16 protein-coding genes are annotated in these 17,738 nt (G+C 72.1%); 7 read left to right on the plus strand and 9 right to left on the minus strand.

Annotation, left to right across the window (positions count from 1 at the left end; translation table 11 throughout):
- Positions 1 to 265: 265 nt before the first annotated feature.
- Together ACFYS8_RS26250 and ACFYS8_RS26255 are read right to left on the minus strand one after the other, a co-directional pair.
- Positions 266 to 1,336, minus strand: a complete 1,071-nt coding sequence (locus ACFYS8_RS26250) for an aldose epimerase family protein (protein ID WP_387645084.1) — start codon at positions 1,334 to 1,336, stop codon at positions 266 to 268.
- A gap of 94 nt (positions 1,337 to 1,430) precedes the next feature.
- Complete coding sequence (locus ACFYS8_RS26255) at positions 1,431 to 4,385, minus strand: ATP-binding protein (RefSeq protein WP_387645086.1); 2,955 nt, start codon at positions 4,383 to 4,385, stop codon at positions 1,431 to 1,433.
- Positions 4,386 to 4,658: 273 nt separating this feature from the next.
- Between ACFYS8_RS26255 and ACFYS8_RS26260 the strand changes: the two genes are divergently transcribed.
- Positions 4,659 to 5,702: a hypothetical protein gene (locus ACFYS8_RS26260; RefSeq protein WP_387645089.1), complete on the plus strand. Its 1,044-nt coding sequence runs from the start codon at positions 4,659 to 4,661 to the stop codon at positions 5,700 to 5,702.
- A gap of 246 nt (positions 5,703 to 5,948) precedes the next feature.
- Entirely contained in the window at positions 5,949 to 6,275 is a 327-nt protein-coding gene (locus ACFYS8_RS26265) for a nuclear transport factor 2 family protein (RefSeq protein WP_387645091.1), read from the plus strand.
- A 19-nt stretch (positions 6,276 to 6,294) separates the two neighbouring features.
- Here ACFYS8_RS26265 and ACFYS8_RS26270 read toward each other — a convergent pair whose 3' ends face one another.
- Positions 6,295 to 7,515 carry a serine hydrolase domain-containing protein gene (locus tag ACFYS8_RS26270; RefSeq protein ID WP_387645093.1) on the minus strand — a complete coding sequence of 407 codons (1,221 nt, stop codon included), beginning with the start codon at positions 7,513 to 7,515 and terminating at the stop codon, positions 6,295 to 6,297.
- 75 nt (positions 7,516 to 7,590) lie between these two features.
- A complete protein-coding gene (locus ACFYS8_RS26275; protein ID WP_387645096.1) occupies positions 7,591 to 7,923 on the minus strand; it encodes a hypothetical protein in 333 nt (110 codons plus the stop codon).
- Between the two features lie 113 nt (positions 7,924 to 8,036).
- On the opposite strand from ACFYS8_RS26275, the gene ACFYS8_RS26280 reads away from it, so the two are divergent.
- From ACFYS8_RS26280 to ACFYS8_RS26300, 5 genes are all read left to right on the plus strand, one after another.
- Positions 8,037 to 8,570, plus strand: a complete 534-nt coding sequence (locus ACFYS8_RS26280; protein WP_387645098.1) for an NUDIX hydrolase — start codon at positions 8,037 to 8,039, stop codon at positions 8,568 to 8,570.
- Between the two features lie 64 nt (positions 8,571 to 8,634).
- Complete coding sequence (locus ACFYS8_RS26285; RefSeq protein ID WP_387645101.1) at positions 8,635 to 9,417, plus strand: TetR/AcrR family transcriptional regulator; 783 nt, start codon at positions 8,635 to 8,637, stop codon at positions 9,415 to 9,417.
- 561 nt (positions 9,418 to 9,978) lie between these two features.
- Positions 9,979 to 12,543, plus strand: coding sequence for a hypothetical protein (locus ACFYS8_RS26290; RefSeq protein WP_387645104.1), 2,565 nt, complete (start codon positions 9,979 to 9,981; stop codon positions 12,541 to 12,543).
- Positions 12,544 to 12,833: 290 nt separating this feature from the next.
- Positions 12,834 to 13,580 (plus strand): dienelactone hydrolase family protein, encoded by a 747-nt coding sequence (locus ACFYS8_RS26295; protein ID WP_387645106.1) that lies wholly within the window; start codon positions 12,834 to 12,836, stop codon positions 13,578 to 13,580.
- A gap of 59 nt (positions 13,581 to 13,639) precedes the next feature.
- On the plus strand, positions 13,640 to 14,056 hold the full coding sequence (locus ACFYS8_RS26300) for a DUF4259 domain-containing protein (RefSeq protein WP_387645109.1): 417 nt from the start codon (positions 13,640 to 13,642) through the stop codon (positions 14,054 to 14,056).
- Here the strand turns inward: ACFYS8_RS26300 and ACFYS8_RS26305 are convergent.
- From ACFYS8_RS26305 to ACFYS8_RS26325, 5 genes are all read right to left on the minus strand, one after another.
- Positions 14,053 to 14,424 carry a hypothetical protein gene (locus ACFYS8_RS26305; protein ID WP_387645112.1) on the minus strand — a complete coding sequence of 124 codons (372 nt, stop codon included), beginning with the start codon at positions 14,422 to 14,424 and terminating at the stop codon, positions 14,053 to 14,055. The genes ACFYS8_RS26300 and ACFYS8_RS26305 overlap by 4 nt on opposite strands.
- 99 nt (positions 14,425 to 14,523) lie before the next feature.
- Positions 14,524 to 15,216, minus strand: coding sequence for a spermidine synthase (locus tag ACFYS8_RS26310; protein WP_387645115.1), 693 nt, complete (start codon positions 15,214 to 15,216; stop codon positions 14,524 to 14,526).
- A gap of 95 nt (positions 15,217 to 15,311) precedes the next feature.
- Positions 15,312 to 16,166, minus strand: coding sequence for an amino acid ABC transporter permease (locus tag ACFYS8_RS26315; protein ID WP_387645118.1), 855 nt, complete (start codon positions 16,164 to 16,166; stop codon positions 15,312 to 15,314).
- Complete coding sequence (locus ACFYS8_RS26320; RefSeq protein WP_387645121.1) at positions 16,163 to 16,807, minus strand: amino acid ABC transporter permease; 645 nt, start codon at positions 16,805 to 16,807, stop codon at positions 16,163 to 16,165. The genes ACFYS8_RS26315 and ACFYS8_RS26320 overlap by 4 nt, the downstream gene beginning before the upstream one ends.
- Before the next feature lie 13 nt (positions 16,808 to 16,820).
- Positions 16,821 to 17,735, minus strand: a complete 915-nt coding sequence (locus ACFYS8_RS26325; protein WP_387645123.1) for a glutamate ABC transporter substrate-binding protein — start codon at positions 17,733 to 17,735, stop codon at positions 16,821 to 16,823.
- Positions 17,736 to 17,738: the final 3 nt, after the last annotated feature.

Below are 17,738 nucleotides of genomic sequence, written 5' to 3' on the forward strand. Positions count from 1 at the left end.
ATAATGGCTGTCCGGGCCGACCGCGCCGTCGCAGGCCGTCGGGCTTGAGCAGGAACGTAACAGCGCGGCAAGCACGCCTGAAAGGTCTTGCAGCAAGTTTCCGCAAGTTATCGGCGATCGTTACATCGACGTGTCCTCAGTGTTGCCGCCGCGCGTCTTGACCATCCGTGGCCTTGCGGAAACTCCTCGCACTCCCACCACCGCTGAGCAGCGAAAAAGGGCCCCGGGACAGCTCCCGGGGCCCTTCTCGATACAGCTCCTGGACTCAGCCGGAGGTGCCCAGCCGCAGCACCGTGCTGGAGCGGAACTCCTGCCCCGGCCGCAGTTCGGCCGACGGATAGGATGGCTGGTGCGGCGAATCCGGGTGGTGCTGGGTCTCCAGCGCGACGCCGGCGAACGGGCCGTACGCCGTACCGGACGGGCCGGTGACGCTGCCGTCGAAACCGTTCGCCGTGTACACCTGCAACCCCGGCTCGGTGGTCAGCACCTCCAGCGTCCGCCCACTGCCCGGGTCGGCCAGCACCGCCGCCCGCACCGGCGGCCCGTCCGCGGGGCGCTCGCGCAGCACCCAGTTGTGGTCGTACCCGCGCGACTGCTTCAGCTGCGGGTGCCCCTCCGCCAGGCCCTCGCCGATCGGCCGGGCCGTGGTGAAGTCGAACGCGGTGCCCGCCACCGGCTCGTACGGGCCGTACGGGATCTGCCGCTCGTCGGCCGGCGTGATGGCGTCCGCGTCGATGGTCAGCAGGTGGCCGAGCACGTCGCCGCGGCCCTCGCCGGCCAGGTTGAAGTAGGCGTGGTTGGTGAGGTTGACCACCGTGGGCCTGGTGGTGACGGCCCGGTAGGAGATGGTCAGTTCGGCGCCGCTCAGCGTGAAGTCCGTCCAGACGTCCAGCGCGCCGGGGAAGCCCTGGTCGCCGTCCGGCGAGTGCAGGTGCATCCGCACCCCGCCGGGGATCTCCTCGGCCTCCCACACCCGGTGCGAGAACGAGTCGGGGCCGCCGTGCAGGGTGACGCCGTGTCCGGTGGGCAGCAGCGGGTGGTCCTCGCCGTCCAGGGTGATCCGGCTGTCGGCGATCCGGTTGGCGTACCGGCCGACGGTGACGCCGTAGTGCTTGGCCGGGCCGAGCAGCGTGCCGACGTCCTCGGTGGTCAGCAGCACCTGGGCGGGCGTGCCGTCCCGGTCCGGCGCGGTCAGGGTGTGCAGCGCCGCGCCCAGCGTGATGACGGTGGCCTCGATCAGGCCGGAGCGCAGCGTCCACCGTTCCAGGCCCATGCCGGCCCCCGACAGGTCGTACGGTGCCCGGTGCACCTCGGCGGGCCGGTCCGGCGCGGTCATGGGCTGCTCCTTGGTTCGTGATCACCCTTTTCGGCCAGCGTAGCGGGGCCCGGCGCACGGGGAGGTGACCCGCTCCCGCGCGCCGGAGCGTCCGTCAGCCGGGCTGCCCGGGGCCGCCGCCGGGCAGGCCGAGCGCGTCGGCGAGACCGTCCGGTCCGGTGCCGAGCTTGCGGTGCACGGCGGCCAGCCGCTGCTTGACCACCGACACCGGCAGCTTCAGCCGTTCGGCGATCCGCTGCGGCGGCAGGGCCAGCGCCGCCAGTTCGGCGACCTCCAGCTCCTGCGGGTTGAGGTTGACCTTGTTCGGCACCAGCGTCCGGTTGGGCTGCAGCCCGGACGCGGACAGCACGTTGCGGGCCCGCACCTCCAGACCGTCGGCCCCGCAGTGCTTGGCCAACTCCATTCCCTGGTAGAGGTGTTCGGCGGCCTCCAGGCTGCGGCCGACCTGCACCAGGGCGGCGCCGAGGTCAACCAGCGCGTGCGCGTGCTCGTAACTGGCCGGGGAGCGGCCGAGGCAGCCGACCGCCTCCTGGAGCAGCTCGACGGCGTGCGGCCCCTCCCACACACTGGCGGCCAGCCGCAGCGCGCTGCCGATCGCCGACGGCGAACCGGACTCCCGGGCCCGGGCCACCGCGTCGTCGCCGTTCTTTCGTGCGGACGGCAGATCCCGGTGCGCCATCGCCACGGCCAGGTAACCGGCCCACGGCGCGTGCACGGTGGAGCGCCAGCCGCGCTTGTCCAGCCGCATGCCGGTCTCGGCGAGCACCTCGACGGCCATGTCGTAGTCGCCGCGGGAGATCAGCAACTTGCCGTAGATGGTGGCGACATCGGGCAGCACCAGCGCGGTCTGGTGGTACGGCGGCGAGAACCGGTACCGCTGCGCGACCTCCCAGGCCTCCCGGTCGCGGCCGCGGGCCAGCAGGGTGTCGATCAGCGAGCCGACCAGGTTCCATTGCAACGGCAGCCCGGTGCCCATCCGGTCGGCGATCCGCAGGCCCCGGCGCAGGAAGTCCTCGGCCTCCGGGAGGAAGCCGCGGCGCAGCCGGGCGAAGCCCATCAGGAAGTAGGCGAAGCCGCGGTGCGCGCCGCTCCACCCGGCGATCTCGAACTCCAGGATGGCGGAGCTGAACAGCTTTTCGGCGCGGGCGAGTTCGTCGTTGTAGGCGAAGCACAGGCCGAGCAGCGCGGGCAGTTCGAAGTTCCAGGTGGTGTTGGTCCAGCCGAGGCTGCGCGACAGCCGTCCGTTGACCAGCGCGTCCTCGGCGGCCCGCAGTGCCTCGGCGCTGGGGCCGCCCTTGAGGGTGAGGTCCCAGGCGTGCAGGGCGCGCACCGGCCGGGAGGCCTCGCTCTCCTCCTCGACCTGGGCGGCGAGTTCGGCGACCTTCCGGGCCCGCTCGGGGCCGTTGTCCTCGTCGCGCCGCAGGGCGGTGTACAGCAGGTGGGCGGTCAGCAGCCGGACCCGGCCGAGGCCTTCGGTGGTGTTCTCGGCCTCGGTCAGGCAGAGCCGGGCGGCGCCGTTCAGGTCGCCGCCGTGGGCGATCACCTCGGACAGTCGGAACACCGCCTCGACCCGCAGGTCGGCGTTGAGGCCGTCCTCGATGTCAAGTGCGCGGCGCAGTTGGTTGGCGGTGGCCTCGGGGTCGGTGAGCAGTGCGGCGCTGCCGAGTTCGTACAGCACCTCGGCGCGGTAGTCCTCGTCCGGTGGTTCGGCGAGGGCGCGTTCCAGGCAGCGGCGGGCGGCTTCGGGGGCGCCGATGGCGAGGTTCTCGGCGGCGGCCCGGCGCAGTTTGCGGACCATCGAGTCGTCGCCCTCGCCGGGGTGGGTCTCCAGCAGGTGGCGGGAGGCGGCGAGCAGCGAGCCGCCCTGGTCCTCGATCGCGGTGGCGGCGACGCCGTGCATGCCGGCCCGGGTGGCCTCCGGGATCGACTGGTAGATCGAGGCGGCGATCAGCGGGTGGACGAACTCCAGCCTGCCGTTGGGCTGGGTGGTGAGCACCCGGGTCCGGCGCAGTTCGCGGACCGACTGGGCGGTCTGCCCCGGGCCCTGGGCGCAGATCGCGGCGGCCAGGTCCTCGTCGATGTCGGTGTCGAGCAGCGCGGCGGCCCAGGCGAACTGGAGGACGGTCGGACCGAGTTTGTCGAGCCAGTAGTCGCGGCCCTGGCCCCGGGCGGCCGCGGCGAGGTCGCGCAGCCGGGGCGAGTTCTCCTCGACGGGTTCGAGGTTCTGGTCGCGCACCTCGCGCAGCAGTGCGACGGTGTCGAACGGGGCGCCGGCGGTGACGGCCCACACCTGGCGGCAGAACGCGTCGTCGGCCTCGGCGAACTCGTTGTGCACGATCTCGGCGGTCGACAGCGGGTTGAGCGGCATCAGGTCGTGCCGGCGCTCGGCACGTTCCTGGATCTGCAGGACGAGCGGCCGGGCCGCCTCGTCGAACTCGTGGCGGTAGGCGAAGACCAGCAGCACCGGGAGTTCCCGGGCGCGTACCGCGAACGAGGCCAGCCAGGTCAGCGACTCCTGGTCGACCACGTGCAGGTCGTCGATCACCACGACCAACGGGGCACGCCGGGGCGCGAGTTGGGTGATGACGAAGTCCAGGCCGTCGTGCACGCCGAGCGGGTCGATCCGCTCGACCGCGTCGGGCGGCGGGGCCAGGCCGACGGCGGGCGCGACGATGTTGTACCAGTTGCCGAACACCTCGGTGCGCTCGTCCGGGTCGAGACTGCCGAGGACGGGCTGAAGTAGTTGCCGCAGGACGCGGAACGGTTCGTGCTTCTGCCGTTCGCCGCCCCGGGCGAACAGGACGGTGGGGTCCTTGCGCGCTCCGGCGATCCGGCGCACCTGTTCGAGCATCGTGGTCTTGCCCATACCGGCCGGACCGGAGAACAGCAGCAGTTCACCGATCTTGGTGCCGCCCGCGGCGAACTCCCGGCACAGCTTGTCCACGGCCTGTTCGGCGGAGGCGAGTTCCTTCTCGCGCTCCCACAGCCGCTGGGCGGTCTTCCCCTCGCCGGCCGCCGATGCCTGCGGCCCGCTCTGATCTTCGGCCACGTCCGTCCTTCCGACTCGCCTTCCCGGCACTCGCTTCCGACCATAGCGCCGTCAAGGGCCGCCTGGGCGGCGTTCCCGCAGGCCGTGGACCTGATGGGGGCCAGATTGCCTGGTCAGGAGCAACTACCTTGCAGGCGTCAATTTCTGGCGATTCGTCATGGTTAACTCTTTCCGGTTTCCCAGGTGTACTCGATCCCGGCGAGGGAAGACCGACGCCGGGCGCAAGCCCGACCGACTTGACGCACCAGCACATCAGGCCGCTCTGGAGAAACGTTGGCTGCCATACCCCCGCTCTTCTGCCCCATCCCCTCGGCCCTGCATCCCGCGCACGAGGAGGTCGGCAAGACCACCGAACTCTGGCTCGACGCAATGGGATTCACGGGGGACGCGGAACGCCGCCGCCGCCTTCTGGCCATCGGTGCACACGAGTTCGTCTGCCGGATCGCCAAGGACGCCGAGGGCATCACGGGGCTGGAACTGGTCTCGCAGTGGTTATGCAGCATGCTCATGCTCGACGACGAGTGGGACACCGGCAGACTGAGCCGGGACCCTTCCCGTGTACTCACGATAGCAGCCACATTACTGGCGGTTATCAACTCGACGCCCTCCCACCCGGAGGAATCGGACATCTACGTCGCTTCGGTGCGCGACGTGTTCCGCCGGGCCCGGGACTGGGCCCCCGCGGTCGCCGTGAAGCGTTGGGCGGACAGCCAGTTGGAGTCCTTCATGGGCGCCGCCACCGTCGCGGCCTACCGCTCCCAGGGGCGGACGATGTCCATGTCCGAGTACCTGACGATCGGCCCGCTGGACCGCGGCAGCCGCTCCTGCATCGAGATCATCGAGGTCTGCGAGCGCACCGCCGTCCCGCAGTCCCAGCTGGACTCGCCGCGGGTGCACGCACTCACCGAAGCCGCCAAGTTCCTGGTGCTGATCTCCGCGGACGTCTACTCGTACAGCCGCGAGGACAGCCAGGGAGACTTGGACAGCAACATCGTCCACCCCCTGGAACGACATATGGGCTGCAAACGGGACCAGGCCCTGATCGAGGCCGCCGCCCTGCACGACCGCACCATGTGCCTGTTCCTCCGCCTGGCGGACCGCACCTCCCGCCGCGCCGGGCCCGAACTGCGCCGCTACATCGAGCAGTTGTCCAACCTGGTGAGCGGAAACCTGGAGTGGGGACTCACCTCCGCCCGCTACACCACGCACGTACCGGGCGTCGCCCCGGTCGCCGAACGCGCCGAACGCCCCGCCGACGGCCGGCTCACCCCGCCGCCCTACCCCGAGATCGCCTGGTGGTGGGAGCAGCTTTGGTGACCACCCGCTAACGGATCACCGTAAGCCTCCCCGATCCGCGGCGCGAACCCGCCCATCCGGACATCACATCACACCACTCCCACGGCCCCGGCCCGCGCCACGCGCCCGGCTCCGAAGCGTGCCCGCAGCGGTGGCACCCCGGCTCCGACCGGCCCAGAAAGGCTGGCGGACGACCGCCCGGCGTGGTCACGTCGGGTCAATGTCCGACCCGTCGGGCCTGATCCCATCGTCAAGGAGTGAACCCTCATGACCATCGCCGTCGACAAGCTCTCCGACCCGGCCGTGCGCCGCCTGCTCGGCGCCGTCAACTCGGGCAACCGGGACGCCTTCTTCGCCGCCCTCACCGACGACGCCACGATGTCCGACGACGGCGCCGACCGCGACCTGGCGGACTGGGCGGACCGGGAGATCTTCTCCTCGCACGGCCACATCGAGGTGCAGACCGAGAAGTCCAACGGCCGCGCCCTGGTCGCCGATTACCGCAACGACACCTGGGGCGAGATGCGCACCGCCTGGCGGTTCACCGTCTCCCCCGACGGCCGGGTCAGCCGCTTCGAGACCGGCCAGGCCTGACCGCCCAACCGGCGCCCGCTCAGCCCCGGCCCTCCAGGCACTGCCGGACGGCCGTGATCAGCGCCCGCGAGCGGATGTCCCCGGTGACGCCCGGCTGCATGCCGTTGGTGACGTAGCCGAAGCCGATGCCCAGCTCCGGGTCGGCGAAGCCCAGCGAACCGCCGCGGCCCGGGTGCCCGAAGCTCGCCGGGGACGCCATCGGCGAGCTGCCGCTGTGCCGGAAGAAGCCCTGGCCGAACGTGGTGTTGACGATCAGCACCTGGTCCGGCCCCTGCACCGAGGGCCCCGCCGCCTCGGCCAGGGTGGCCGGCTCGAACAGCGCGGGCAGCCGCTGCCCGGGCGCATCCGCCCGGTCGGCGGCGCCGATCAGCGACGCGTAGAACCGGGCCAGCGACCGGGCGGTACCGATACCGCCCGCGCCCGGCACCTCCACGGCCTGCACCGCCGGGTCGTCCAGGTCCACGCTGCTGCGCACCGAGCCGAACGAACGAGCGGTCAGCGAGCGCGGGTCCCGGTAGGCGTCCACCACCGACTGCTTGGGGCGTATCCGCATCCCGCCCGGCCCGGCCTTGGCCTCCTCCCGCACGGGCAGGTCGACCAGCCGCCCAACCCGGCCGGACTCGGTGGCGGGCAGGCCGATCCACAGGTCCAGGCCGAGCGGGGCGGCGATCTCCTCCGCGAAGTACCGGCCGACACTGCGGCCACCGGCCCGCCGCACCACCTCGCCCACCAACCAGCCGAACGTCAGCGGGTGGTAGCCGTGCGCGGTGCCCGGCTCCCAGGCCGGCGCCTGCGCGGCGACGGCCGCCGCGGCCGGATCCCACGCCAGCACGTCCTCGATCCGCAGCGGCACGTCCAGCGCGGGCAGCCCGGCCTGGTGCGACAGCAGCCAGCGCACCGGGATCCGCTCCTTCCCTGCCTGCTTGAACTCCGGCCAGTAAGCGGACACCGGGGCGTCCAGGTCGAGCAGCCCGCGCTGCGCCAGAAGCAGCGCGGAGGCAGCCGTCAGCCCCTTGGTGACCGACCGCAGCACCTGCGCGCTACCGGCCTCCCACCGCACCGCCGGCGCGGGCCTCGCACCCACCTCCGGACGCGCGTCACCGCCCCACAGGTCGACCACCTTCCGGCCGTCCAGGTACAGCGCGAACGCCGCACCCAACTCCCCGTACTGCCGGAAGTTGCCCTCGAAGGCCGCCCTGACCGGCTCGAACCCGTCCGCCGTGAACCCCTGGATCTCCACCCGCCCACCTTAGACACCGCCCCCAGTGACCTGCGGCGGGGCCCATCAGCAGCCGGCTTTCCCCTACTCCATCGGCTACTCCACCGTCCAGCCGATGTGACCGATCCCGGAGGAGTAGAAGGCGCAGTGGCCCGCCGACTCCTGGGTCTGGCCGGGCTGGGCCGTCACCGAGGTGCCCGAGACGTCCGGCGCGAGACCGCACACGATGTCCGCGTGGAAGGCGATCGGCGCGCCCGTGTTGTTGGTGCAGAGCACTCCTCCGGTCAGCGGGTCGTTCTCGTGTACCCAGGTGGTGCAGTCCAGCCCCGAGCGGACGGCGGCGGGCGCCGACGCGGCCGCGACGGGCAGCGCCGTGCCGAGCCCCAACAAGGCGGCAGCGACGGACAGAACAACAACACGGCTCCTCAACACTCCTCCAGCCAGCGGTAACTGACGCTCCGCCAACTGAATTGCCCAACTCCCGCACTCCGTATACCAACTCTTTCGGGTGATACTGCCTCCCTGGGGCCAGAATGGCGGGCATGACCACTCCCTCCCCCAGCTCCGGTCCGCTGGACGAAATCGTCGACGTGGTCGACGAACACGACCGGGTGCTGCGCACCGCACCCCGCTCCGAGGTCTACCGCGACAACCTGCTGCACCGCTGCGTCTTCGTACTGGTCCGCGACCCGCAGGGCCGGATCTTCACCCACCGCCGCACCGACACCAAGGCGTTCGCCCCCGGCGCACACGACTGCTTCGTCGGCGGCGTGGTCGGCGCCGGCGAGAGCTACCTGGACGCCGCCGTCCGCGAGGCCGAGGAAGAACTCGGCGTCACCGGCATCCGCACCCGCCCGCTGTTCCGCTTCCGCTACACCGACGGCGAGCGGTTCAGCTGGTGGTCCGACGTCCACGAGGCCGAATGGGACGGCCCGGTCGACCCGCAGGCCGAGGAAGTCGCCTGGTACACCTGGCTCACCGAGGACGAACTCAACGACCGCCTCACCACCTGGGAGTTCGTCCCCGACGGCCGGGAGGCCTGGCGCCGCTACCTGGAACAGCGCACCGGCCGCTGACCTCCCTGTCGACGCCCCCCGTCCACGCTGTCCCGCGCCACCCCGACGAACTAGGGTGGGCCGCATGGCTTCCCGTACGCCGTCCGTGGCCCCCCGCTCGGAGGAACAGCAGCCCGCCCGAACCCCCAGGCGGCGGCTCACCGTCGACGAACGCCGCGAACAACTCATCGCGGTGGCCCTCGAGTTGTTCTCGGACCGAGCCCCCGAGGACGTCTCCATCGACGACATCGCGGCCGCCGCCGGCGCCTCCCGCCCGCTCGTCTACCACTACTTCCCCGGCAAGCAGGCCCTCTACGAGGAAGCCTTGCGCCGGGCCGGCCGCGAACTCGCCGGACGCTTCGAGGAAGTCGCCGACGGCCCGCTCTCCGAACGCCTCTACCGCGTCATGGGCCGCTACCTCGACTTCGTCCAGTCCCACGAAGCCGGCTTCACCGCCCTGCTGCGCGGCGGCTCGGTCGCCGCCAGCCCCGACGCCGACGCCGTCATCGACCACGTCCGGCGCGCCGCCCAGGAACAGATCCTCCGCCACCTCGGCCTCCCCGACCCCAGCCCCACCCTGCGCCGCACCGTCCGCGCCTGGATCGCCAACGCCGAAATCAGCTCCCTCGACTGGCTCGCCGACAAGCCCGTCCCCGCCGAAACCCTGCAACTCCACCTGGTCCAGGAACTCGTCGCCGCCCTCGCCGTCGCCGCCACCCGCGACCCCGAACTCGCCGCCCTCTTCACCGAGTTCTTCACCACCGAACACCCCGACGGCCCCACCGCCCGCCTCATCCGCGACCTCACCACCACCCTCACCCCCCTCACCCCCTCCCTCCTCCGCCTCGCCACCCCACCCACCCCCTGACCCCCCTCAACTCCCGCCGCCCAAACCACGTCGCTTTCCCCAGACGATCCCTCAACCCACCCCCAAGCCCCCGTCACCCCACACCCCCGCCCACCATCCCGTCCTCCGACGACCCCTCAACCCACGTCGCCACCACCCCCATCCTCCCCACCCGCGCCGCAGACACCCCCAACCACCCACCCCCCAAAGCCCCTTCACCCACCTCGCCCCACGCCCCCACCCGCGCCGCCCTCCGACGACCCCTCAACCCACGTCGTCACCTTCCCCATCCCCCACACCCCGCGCCGCAGGCACCCCGCCAACCACCCACCCCCCCAACGCCCCTTCACCCCACCTCACCCCACACCCCCCACCCACACCACCCACCCCACCCCCGACAACCCCTCAACCCACGTCGCCACCTCCCCCATCCCCCACACCCCGCGCCGCAGGCACCCCGCCAACCACCCACCCCCCACCCACACCACCCACCCCACCCCCGACGACCCCTCAACCCACGTCGTCCACGTCTGATACAAAGTGGCTGAACTGTCCACACCCGAGAACGAGGGGGCTCGGCGAATGACGCAGGAAGGCTTCGCCGCCGCAGACCGGATCACGGCCACGCTGGACGCGGCATGCGCCGCACTTCTCGGCAGCCGCGCCACCCACTACCCGATCGACGCATTCACCGCGTTCCGTCGGCCTCAGCATCCGGCCGCCAAGGCCCTGTTCGGTCTGCGGATCAGCCAGATCGGCCCGGGCCTGCTCTCCGTCCCGAAGCTGGGCACGGTGATCGAGGTGTCCGCCAACCGCCGCCCGAACGCGAACGCCGGCCGCGAGGCCGTCCCGGTGCTGACGCAGCGTTTCGCCGCCTCGGCCCTCGGCCTGACCGACCCCGTGTCGGTCTCCGCGCTGCGGTTGCACGCCGAGCCGACCCCGGTGGACACCGAGCCGCTCGCCGGTTTCACCCAGGCCCTCGCGGCCCTGGCCGAACCTCGCGTGACGGTCGCCCCTGACGAACTGTCGACCGGCTCGGGTGTCGAGGCGCGCCTTGTCGTCCCGCCGGCGTTCCACACTCTGACGGTGCGCGGTTCGGGCAACGCCCTGTCCGCCCATCTCACCGAGACCGCCGAAGAGTTGTTCTCCGGCGCGTCCCCGGCCGAGCGCAACGACTTCGCCGTGGTGGCGGCGCTGCTGTCCGAGCAGTTCGCCGCCTCGAACGTCGCCTACGCGGGTGTCGCGACGCTGCTGGTGAACGGCCGCAGTTCGCGGGTCTCGCTGGTGGTGTCGACCGTCCCGTGCGCGCAGCCGATCCAGGAGCTGGCGGTGGAACTGTCCACCGAGCGCCCGTACTCCGAGGTGTGGACGGTGTTGCTGCCGGCCGGCCCGGCCGCGGTGCTGGTGGAGAACCGGGCGATGCCCGCGCTGAAGGAGTTGCACGACGAGCGCCCCGGCGGCGTGGTTTACAGCTCGGTGGTCGAGGCGTTCGTCCCGATGCCGGACGGGGCGACGGTCCTGACGGTGCAGCTCACCACCTCCGACACCGAGGACTGGGACGTCTACACCTCGGTCTTCGCGGACCTGCTCTGCTCGGTCCAACTCGCTTGGGACGGTGTGGCCGTGGCCCCGGCCCCGGTGCCGGTCGGCCGGGCCGTTCCCGCTCACAGCCCGGCCGTTCCGGCGCAGTCCGCCGCGCCGTCGGTGCCTGTCGCCCCGCCGGTTCCGGTCGCGACGCCCGAGCAGGCCGACGCCCCGTCCGGCACCTCGGTGCGGGTCCCGCCCTCGGACTTCAATCCCTTCGGCGCCCCGGCCCCCGCCGATCCGCGGGCCCAGCAGCCGTCCCCGGTGCTGGCCTCCGCCGACCCGTTCGGTGCCCCGGCCCCGGCCCCGGTCGCCCCGGAGGAGCCCGCCAAGGGCACCACCGTCCGGGTTCCCCCGGAGGACTTCAACCCCTTCGGCGCCCCGGCCCCGGCAGCCCAGGCCGCCGCCCCGGCCGCGCCCGAACCCGCCCCGGCCGCCGACCCGTTCGGCGCCCCGGCGGCCACGCCGGAACCCGAGCCCGAAGCCGCCGACCCCACCAAGGGCCGCCTCGTCAAGATCCCCCCGGCGGACTTCAACCCCTTCGGCGCAGCCCCGACCCCCGCAGCAGCAACCCCCGCCGCCCCGGAGCCCGCCGCCCCGGCCGCCGACCCCTTCGGCGCACCCGACCCCTTCGCAGCCGCCGACCCCTTCGGCGCCCCGACCGCACCCCCCACCCCGGCACCCGAACCCGAACCCGAACCCGAAGCCGCCGACCCCACCAAGGGCCGCCTCGTCAAGATCCCCCCGGCCGACTTCAACCCCTTCGGCGCAGCCCCAACCCCCGCAGCGGCAACCCCCTCCACCCCGGAGCCCGCCACCCCGGCCGCCGACCCCTTCGGCGCACCCGACCCCTTCGCAGCCGCCGACCCCTTCGGCGCCCCGACCGCACCCCCCACCCCAGCACCGGCACCGGTCCCTGAAGCCGCCGACCCGACCAAGGGACGCCTGGTCAAGGTCCCCCCGGCCGACTTCAACCCCTTCGGAGCCCCCGCCCCGGCAGCGGCAACCCCCTCCACCGAGGAACCCGAAGCCGCCGACCCGACCAAGGGACGCCTGGTCAAGGTCCCCCCGGCCGACTTCAACCCCTTCGGTGCAGCCTCGGCCCCCGCCGCGGCAGCCCCCGCCGCCACCCCGGCGCCCGCCCCGGTCGCCGCACCGGCGCCAGCCCGCGCGGCCTCCGCCGACCCGTTCGGGACGGTCCTGTCCTCCGAGCCGTCCGACCCGTTCGGCACCATCACCGGCCCGCCGAGCAACATCCCGCCCCGGCCCAGCGCCCCGCCGGCGGTCCCGGCCCCGGCCGACCCGCCGGAGGCGGCGGACCCCACCAAGGGCCGCCTGGTCAAGGTCCCCCCGGCGGACTTCAACCCCTTCGGTGCAGCCGCGGCCCCCGCCGCAGCAGCCCCCGCCGCCGAGGAACCGGAGGAGGCCGACCCGACCAAGGGCCGCCTGGTCAAGGTCCCCCCGGCCGACTACAACCCCTTCGGCGGTCTCTCCGCACCGCCGGCCCCTGCGGCGGCACCGCAGTCCCCGCCGCCCCCGCCGGCCAACAGCCCCTTCGGCTGATCCGCACCTGACGAACGGCGAGCCCACCCCGGGCTCGCCGTTCCGCATTCCCCGGCCACCCCATCGCCCACCCCGCCACCTGGCCACCCCATCGCCCACCCGGCCACCCGGCCACCCACCAGGCCCGCTGGCCTCGCCCCGTCCGGTCGACTACCTTGTCCGACCATGACGACCGGGACGGCCTCGCGCCACACACGAATCGGCGACCCGGCCCTCCCCTGAGCGCCGCCCGGGCCCCACCTCCGTCGAGTTGACACCTCATCCAACCGTCAACCACGACAGGAGACTTGATGCCCGCCCAGCCCCGCACCGACCTGCTGCACATCCCCACCCCGGACGGCCACGCCGACGCCCTCGCCGCCTTCCCCTCCGAGGGCGGCCCGCACCCGGCGGTACTGATGTACCCGGACGGCTTCGGCATCCGCCCGGCACTGCGCGCCCTGGCCCGCGAGCTGGCCGGCCACGGCTACTACGTGCTCGTCCCCAACCTCTTCTACCGCCACGGCCCGGCCCCGGTGCTCGAACTCCCCGCGTACATCGGCGAGGACGCCCGGCACGACCTCTTCACCCACCTGATGCCGCTGATCACGGCGCACACCCGCGAACGCGCCCTGCGCGACGCCGACGCCTTCCTGCGCGTCCTCACCACCCGCCCCGAGGTCGCCGCCGGCCCTGTCGCCGTGACCGGCTACTGCATCGGCGGCCTCCAGGCCGTCCGCACCGCCGCGGCCCACCCGCACCGGGTCGCCGCCCTCGCCGCGTTCCACGCCCCGGTGGCCGCCGACGGACCCGAGGTCTTCGCCGAACTCACCGCCGAGGTCCATCTCGGCCACGCCGCAAGCGATCTGACGCCCGAGGCCCTCGCCGAACTCAACCACGCCCTCGATGCCGCCAGGGTCCGCCACACCTCCGAGATCTACCCCGGCACCGTCCACGGCTTCACCATGCCCGACACCGACGCCTTCGATCCCGCCGCGCTCCGCCTGCACTGGGCCCGGCTGCTCCCCCTCCTCGCCCGCACCCTGCCCGCTGTCTGACACCTGACCTGTCAGTCCACCCTGCGACGATCTCCGCACAGCTACCGAAGGAGATCACCATGGGTGCCTGGGACATCGGTCTGTTCGACAACGACACCGCCGCCGACTTCGCGGGCGACCTCGACGAGGCCGCCCCGGAGCAGCGCGAGGCCCTGATCCGCGCCGTACTCGGCGGCGGTGTCGGCGAGTTCGACGACCTGGACGCCGACGACGGCTGCCAGATCGTCGCCGCTGCCGCCCTGGTCGCCGCCCAGTGCCCGGGCGGCACCCCGATCAGCACCGCGTACGGACCGGACCAGCCGCTCCCCCTGTTCGGTCCCGACGTACGCCGCCTCGCCCTGAACGCACTGGCCGGCGTGCTCAGCGAGGAATCCGAACTCGCCGAGCTCTGGGACGAGTCGGACGAGGGCCCGGCCTGGCGTCACGAACTGGAGCAGCTCCGCACCGTCCTGGCCGCCGCCCTCTCCGCCGGCTAAATCCCTCCGCCTCCCCGCTCGAGGTCGATCTCCTCCCGCTCGAGGTCGATCTCCTCCCGCTCGAGGTCGATCTCCTCCGTCAGCACCGCCATCCGGTACAGCGCGACGAAGTACCGCGAGGCGTAGCCGTCTACGGCGAAGGTCGGCAGCAGCTCGCCGAGCAGGACGATCCGGCGGCGCAGGTGCTCGCGGTGCCGCGCGCCGAGCGACGGCCCGTCGAGGACGCTGGCGGCGAAGCCGGTGAGGACGGCGCCCAGGGTGACCAGGCAGGTGCCTTCGGGCTCCTGGTCGTACCAGCCGTTGGGGAACCGCATGGCGTTGAACTCGTCCCAGAGGCACGCCAGGAGGTCCGTCTTCTCGTCCGCCATGATGGTGATCATGCCGCACGCGAGCGCTGCTGTGAACGCGTCACGGGCACAACTTCCGCACCGGATCCGGCGGTTCGGCCGCGTGAAGGCCGCGCCCCGTCAGGCGGCCCGGCGCGCCAGGTGCACCACGTCGGGCACCCCGCGCTCGACGGCGATCTCCTCGCTCCGGACATCGATGAACCCGGCGTCCCGCAGCGCCTGTTCGAAAGCGGCGGAGGGCTGGGCACTCCACACCGCGAGGACGCCGCCGGCCCGCAGCCGGGCAGCGGCATTGGCCAGGCCGACCGGGCCGTACAGCGCGTCGTTCTCCTCACCGACCGTCCAGTCGGGCCCGTTGTCGATGTCGAGACACAGCGCGTCGTACTGCTCCCCGCTGGAACCGAGATGCGCCACCAGATCGGTGTGCACCACCTCGACCCGCGGATCGTCCAACGCGCCCGCGGAGAACGCCCCGAGCGGCCCGCTCCGGTGCCAGTCGATGATCGCCCCCTCCCGCTCGACCACGGCGATCCGCCCCCACCGCGGCTCGGCGGCGGCGTACGCCAGCGAGAAGCCGACGCCCAGCCCACCGATCAGCACACTCAATCCGCTCCCCGCACCCACCGAGTCCAACGCCGCCTGGATCAGCAGCCGTTCGGACCGCCCGTCGGCGGTGTCCATCAGGAAGCACCCGTTCGCGATGATCTCGTAGTGCCCACCGCGCCGCCGCAGCGCCACCTCGCCGTACGGCCCGTCCCGCCGGTCGATCACTTCGGCATCGGGCAGGCCCTGCCGGCTGGGCAGCACGGACATTCGGCAACTCCTCGTGTGCGCTCGGTCACAGACTTTCCGACCCTAGCCGACCGCCCCGACCCGAACCCACCGCTTTTCCAGCGTCCGAAAAGGCCCTACCCCCGCCCGTCCAGCACCGGCCCGGCCTCGGCGACCGGCGTCGCCCCTTCGCGCGGGCTGCGCCGAGCGCGCCGCTCCAGCCACTTGGCCAGCCAGGACAGCAGCAGACACATGCCGATGTAGACCGGGGCGATCACCATCACCACGGGGATGAACGGCAGGTCGTAGTCCAGGTTGGTGGCGATCAGCTTCCCGGCGTGCAGGAACTCCTCGTAGGTGATCAGGAAACCCAGCGAGGTGTCCTTCAGCGCCACCACCAGCTGGCTGACGATGGTCGGCGACATCGCCCGGACCGCCTGCGGCACCAGCACGTACGTCATCACCTGGGTCTTCCGCAGGCCGAGCGCGAACGCGGCCTCCTTCTGCCCCTTGGGGACGGCGAGGATGCCGGCCCGGAACACCTCGGCCAGCACCGAGCCGTTGTACAGGGTGAGCCCGGCCACCAGCGCCCAGAGCGGTTCGACCTTGAGCGCGACGAAGATGAAGAAGATCATCACCAGCAGCGGCATGGCCCGGAAGAACTCCACCACCAGGGTGGACACCCAGCGCACCGCCCGGTGGTCGGAGAGCCGTCCGGCGGCGAACAGCGCGCCGAACGGGAGCGCGAACAGCACCGTCCAGCCGAACGCCTTCAGGGTGTTGCCGAGGCCGCGCAGCAGCAGTTCCTGGACGCCCTTGTACTCGAAGGCCATCCACTTCTGGTGGGTGAACTGGTTGGTGTGGAACAGCATCCAGATCACCCAGCCGACCACCGCGGCGATCACCAGCAGCGTCAGGATGCCGTACAGCCGGTGCCGGGCCAGCGCCTTCGGCCCGGGGATGTCGTACAGCGCGGAGGACTCCACCGTCATCGGGACACCGCCACCCGTCGCTCCAGTACGTTGAACAGGGCGCTGATCGCCAGCGTGATGATCAGATAGCCGACCGCGATCCAGACGAAGGTCCAGACGATGCTGTAGCCCAGCTCGTTGATGGTCCGGTAGGTGCCGAGCAGTTCGACCACACTGAACGAGCCCGCGATCGCGGTGTTCTTCGCCAGCGCGATCATCACACTGCCCAGCGGGGCGACCACCGAGCGGTACGCCTGCGGCATGATGACCAGGCTCAGCGTCTGACCGAACGTCAGACCCAGGCTGCGGGCCGCCTCACCCTGCCCCGTCGGCACGGTGTTCACGCCCGAGCGCAGCACCTCGCAGACGAACGCCGAGGTGTAGCAGCCCAGCGCCAGCACGGCGAAGGTGAAGAACGGCAGCGTGATGTGGAACCGGGGCAGGCCCAGCACCACGATGAAGAACAGCAGGGTCAGCGGGGTGTTCCGGAGCACCGTCACCCACCCGGTGCCAACGGCCCGCAGCGGCTTCACCGGCGAGACCCGGAAGCCCGCCATGACCACCCCGAGCACCAGCGCCAGCGCGGCACTGACCAGGGTCAGCCACAGGGTGCCGAGGAAGCCGTGCCAGTAGGTGGACCAGTTGCTGGTCAGGACGTTCATCCGCGCCCCCTGCTCACTTGTACCGGTCGATGGCCGGGGGCTGCGGCGCGGGCACCCCGGAGAGGCCGAGCGTCGCTTCGTACGCCTTCTTCCAGTTGCCGTTGTCCATGTTCAGCTGCAGCGCGTCGTTGATCGCCATCCGCAGCACGGTGTCGTTCTTGGGGACGCCGATGCCGTACGGCTCGGTGGAGAACGGCTCGCCGACCATCTTCAGCTCGTCGGGGACCTTGGCCACGTAGCCCTGCAGGATCGCGTTGTCGGTGGTGACGGCGTCGACCTGATTGCTGATCAGGTTGTCCACGCAGGCCGAGTAGGTGTCGTAGCCGACCAGCTTGGCCTTCGGATAATTGGTCTGGATCCGCTGGTACGGGGTGGACCCGGCGGCCGAGCAGACCTTTCGGCCCGCCAGGTCCTGCGGGCCGTTGATCTTCGTCTCGTTCTTGCGGACCATCAGCGCCTGCCCGGCGATGAAGTACGGGCCGGCGAAGCCGACCAGCTTCTTGCGGTTGTCGTTGATGGTGTAGGTGCCCACGTAGTAGTCGACCTGGCCGTTCTGCAGCGCGGTCTCCCGGTTGGCGGAGGCGATGGTGCGGAACTCGATCTGGTCGGGCGCGAAGCCCAGGTCGGCGGCGACCATCTTGGCGATCTCGATGTCGAAGCCGGAGTACTCGCCGGTGGCCGGGTTCTTCTGGCCCAGGTACGGCTGGTCCTCCTTGGCGCCGACCACCAGGTGGCCGCGCGCCCGGGCCGCGTCCAGGGTGGGCGAGCCGGTGATCGTGTTGTTGCGCACCTGGTAGCTGGGCAGCGCGCTCGGCTGCGGGCCCTTCGGCGGCGGGGTGCCCTCCTTGCCGCAGCCGGACAGGCCGGCCGCCAGGCCGGGCAGCACGGCGCACAGCGCCAGTGCGCGCAGGATGTACCGCTGTTTCACCGC

Source organism: Kitasatospora sp. NPDC004615 (genome assembly GCF_042873545.1).
In the GTDB taxonomy this organism is placed as follows: Bacteria; Actinomycetota; Actinomycetes; order Streptomycetales; family Streptomycetaceae; genus Kitasatospora.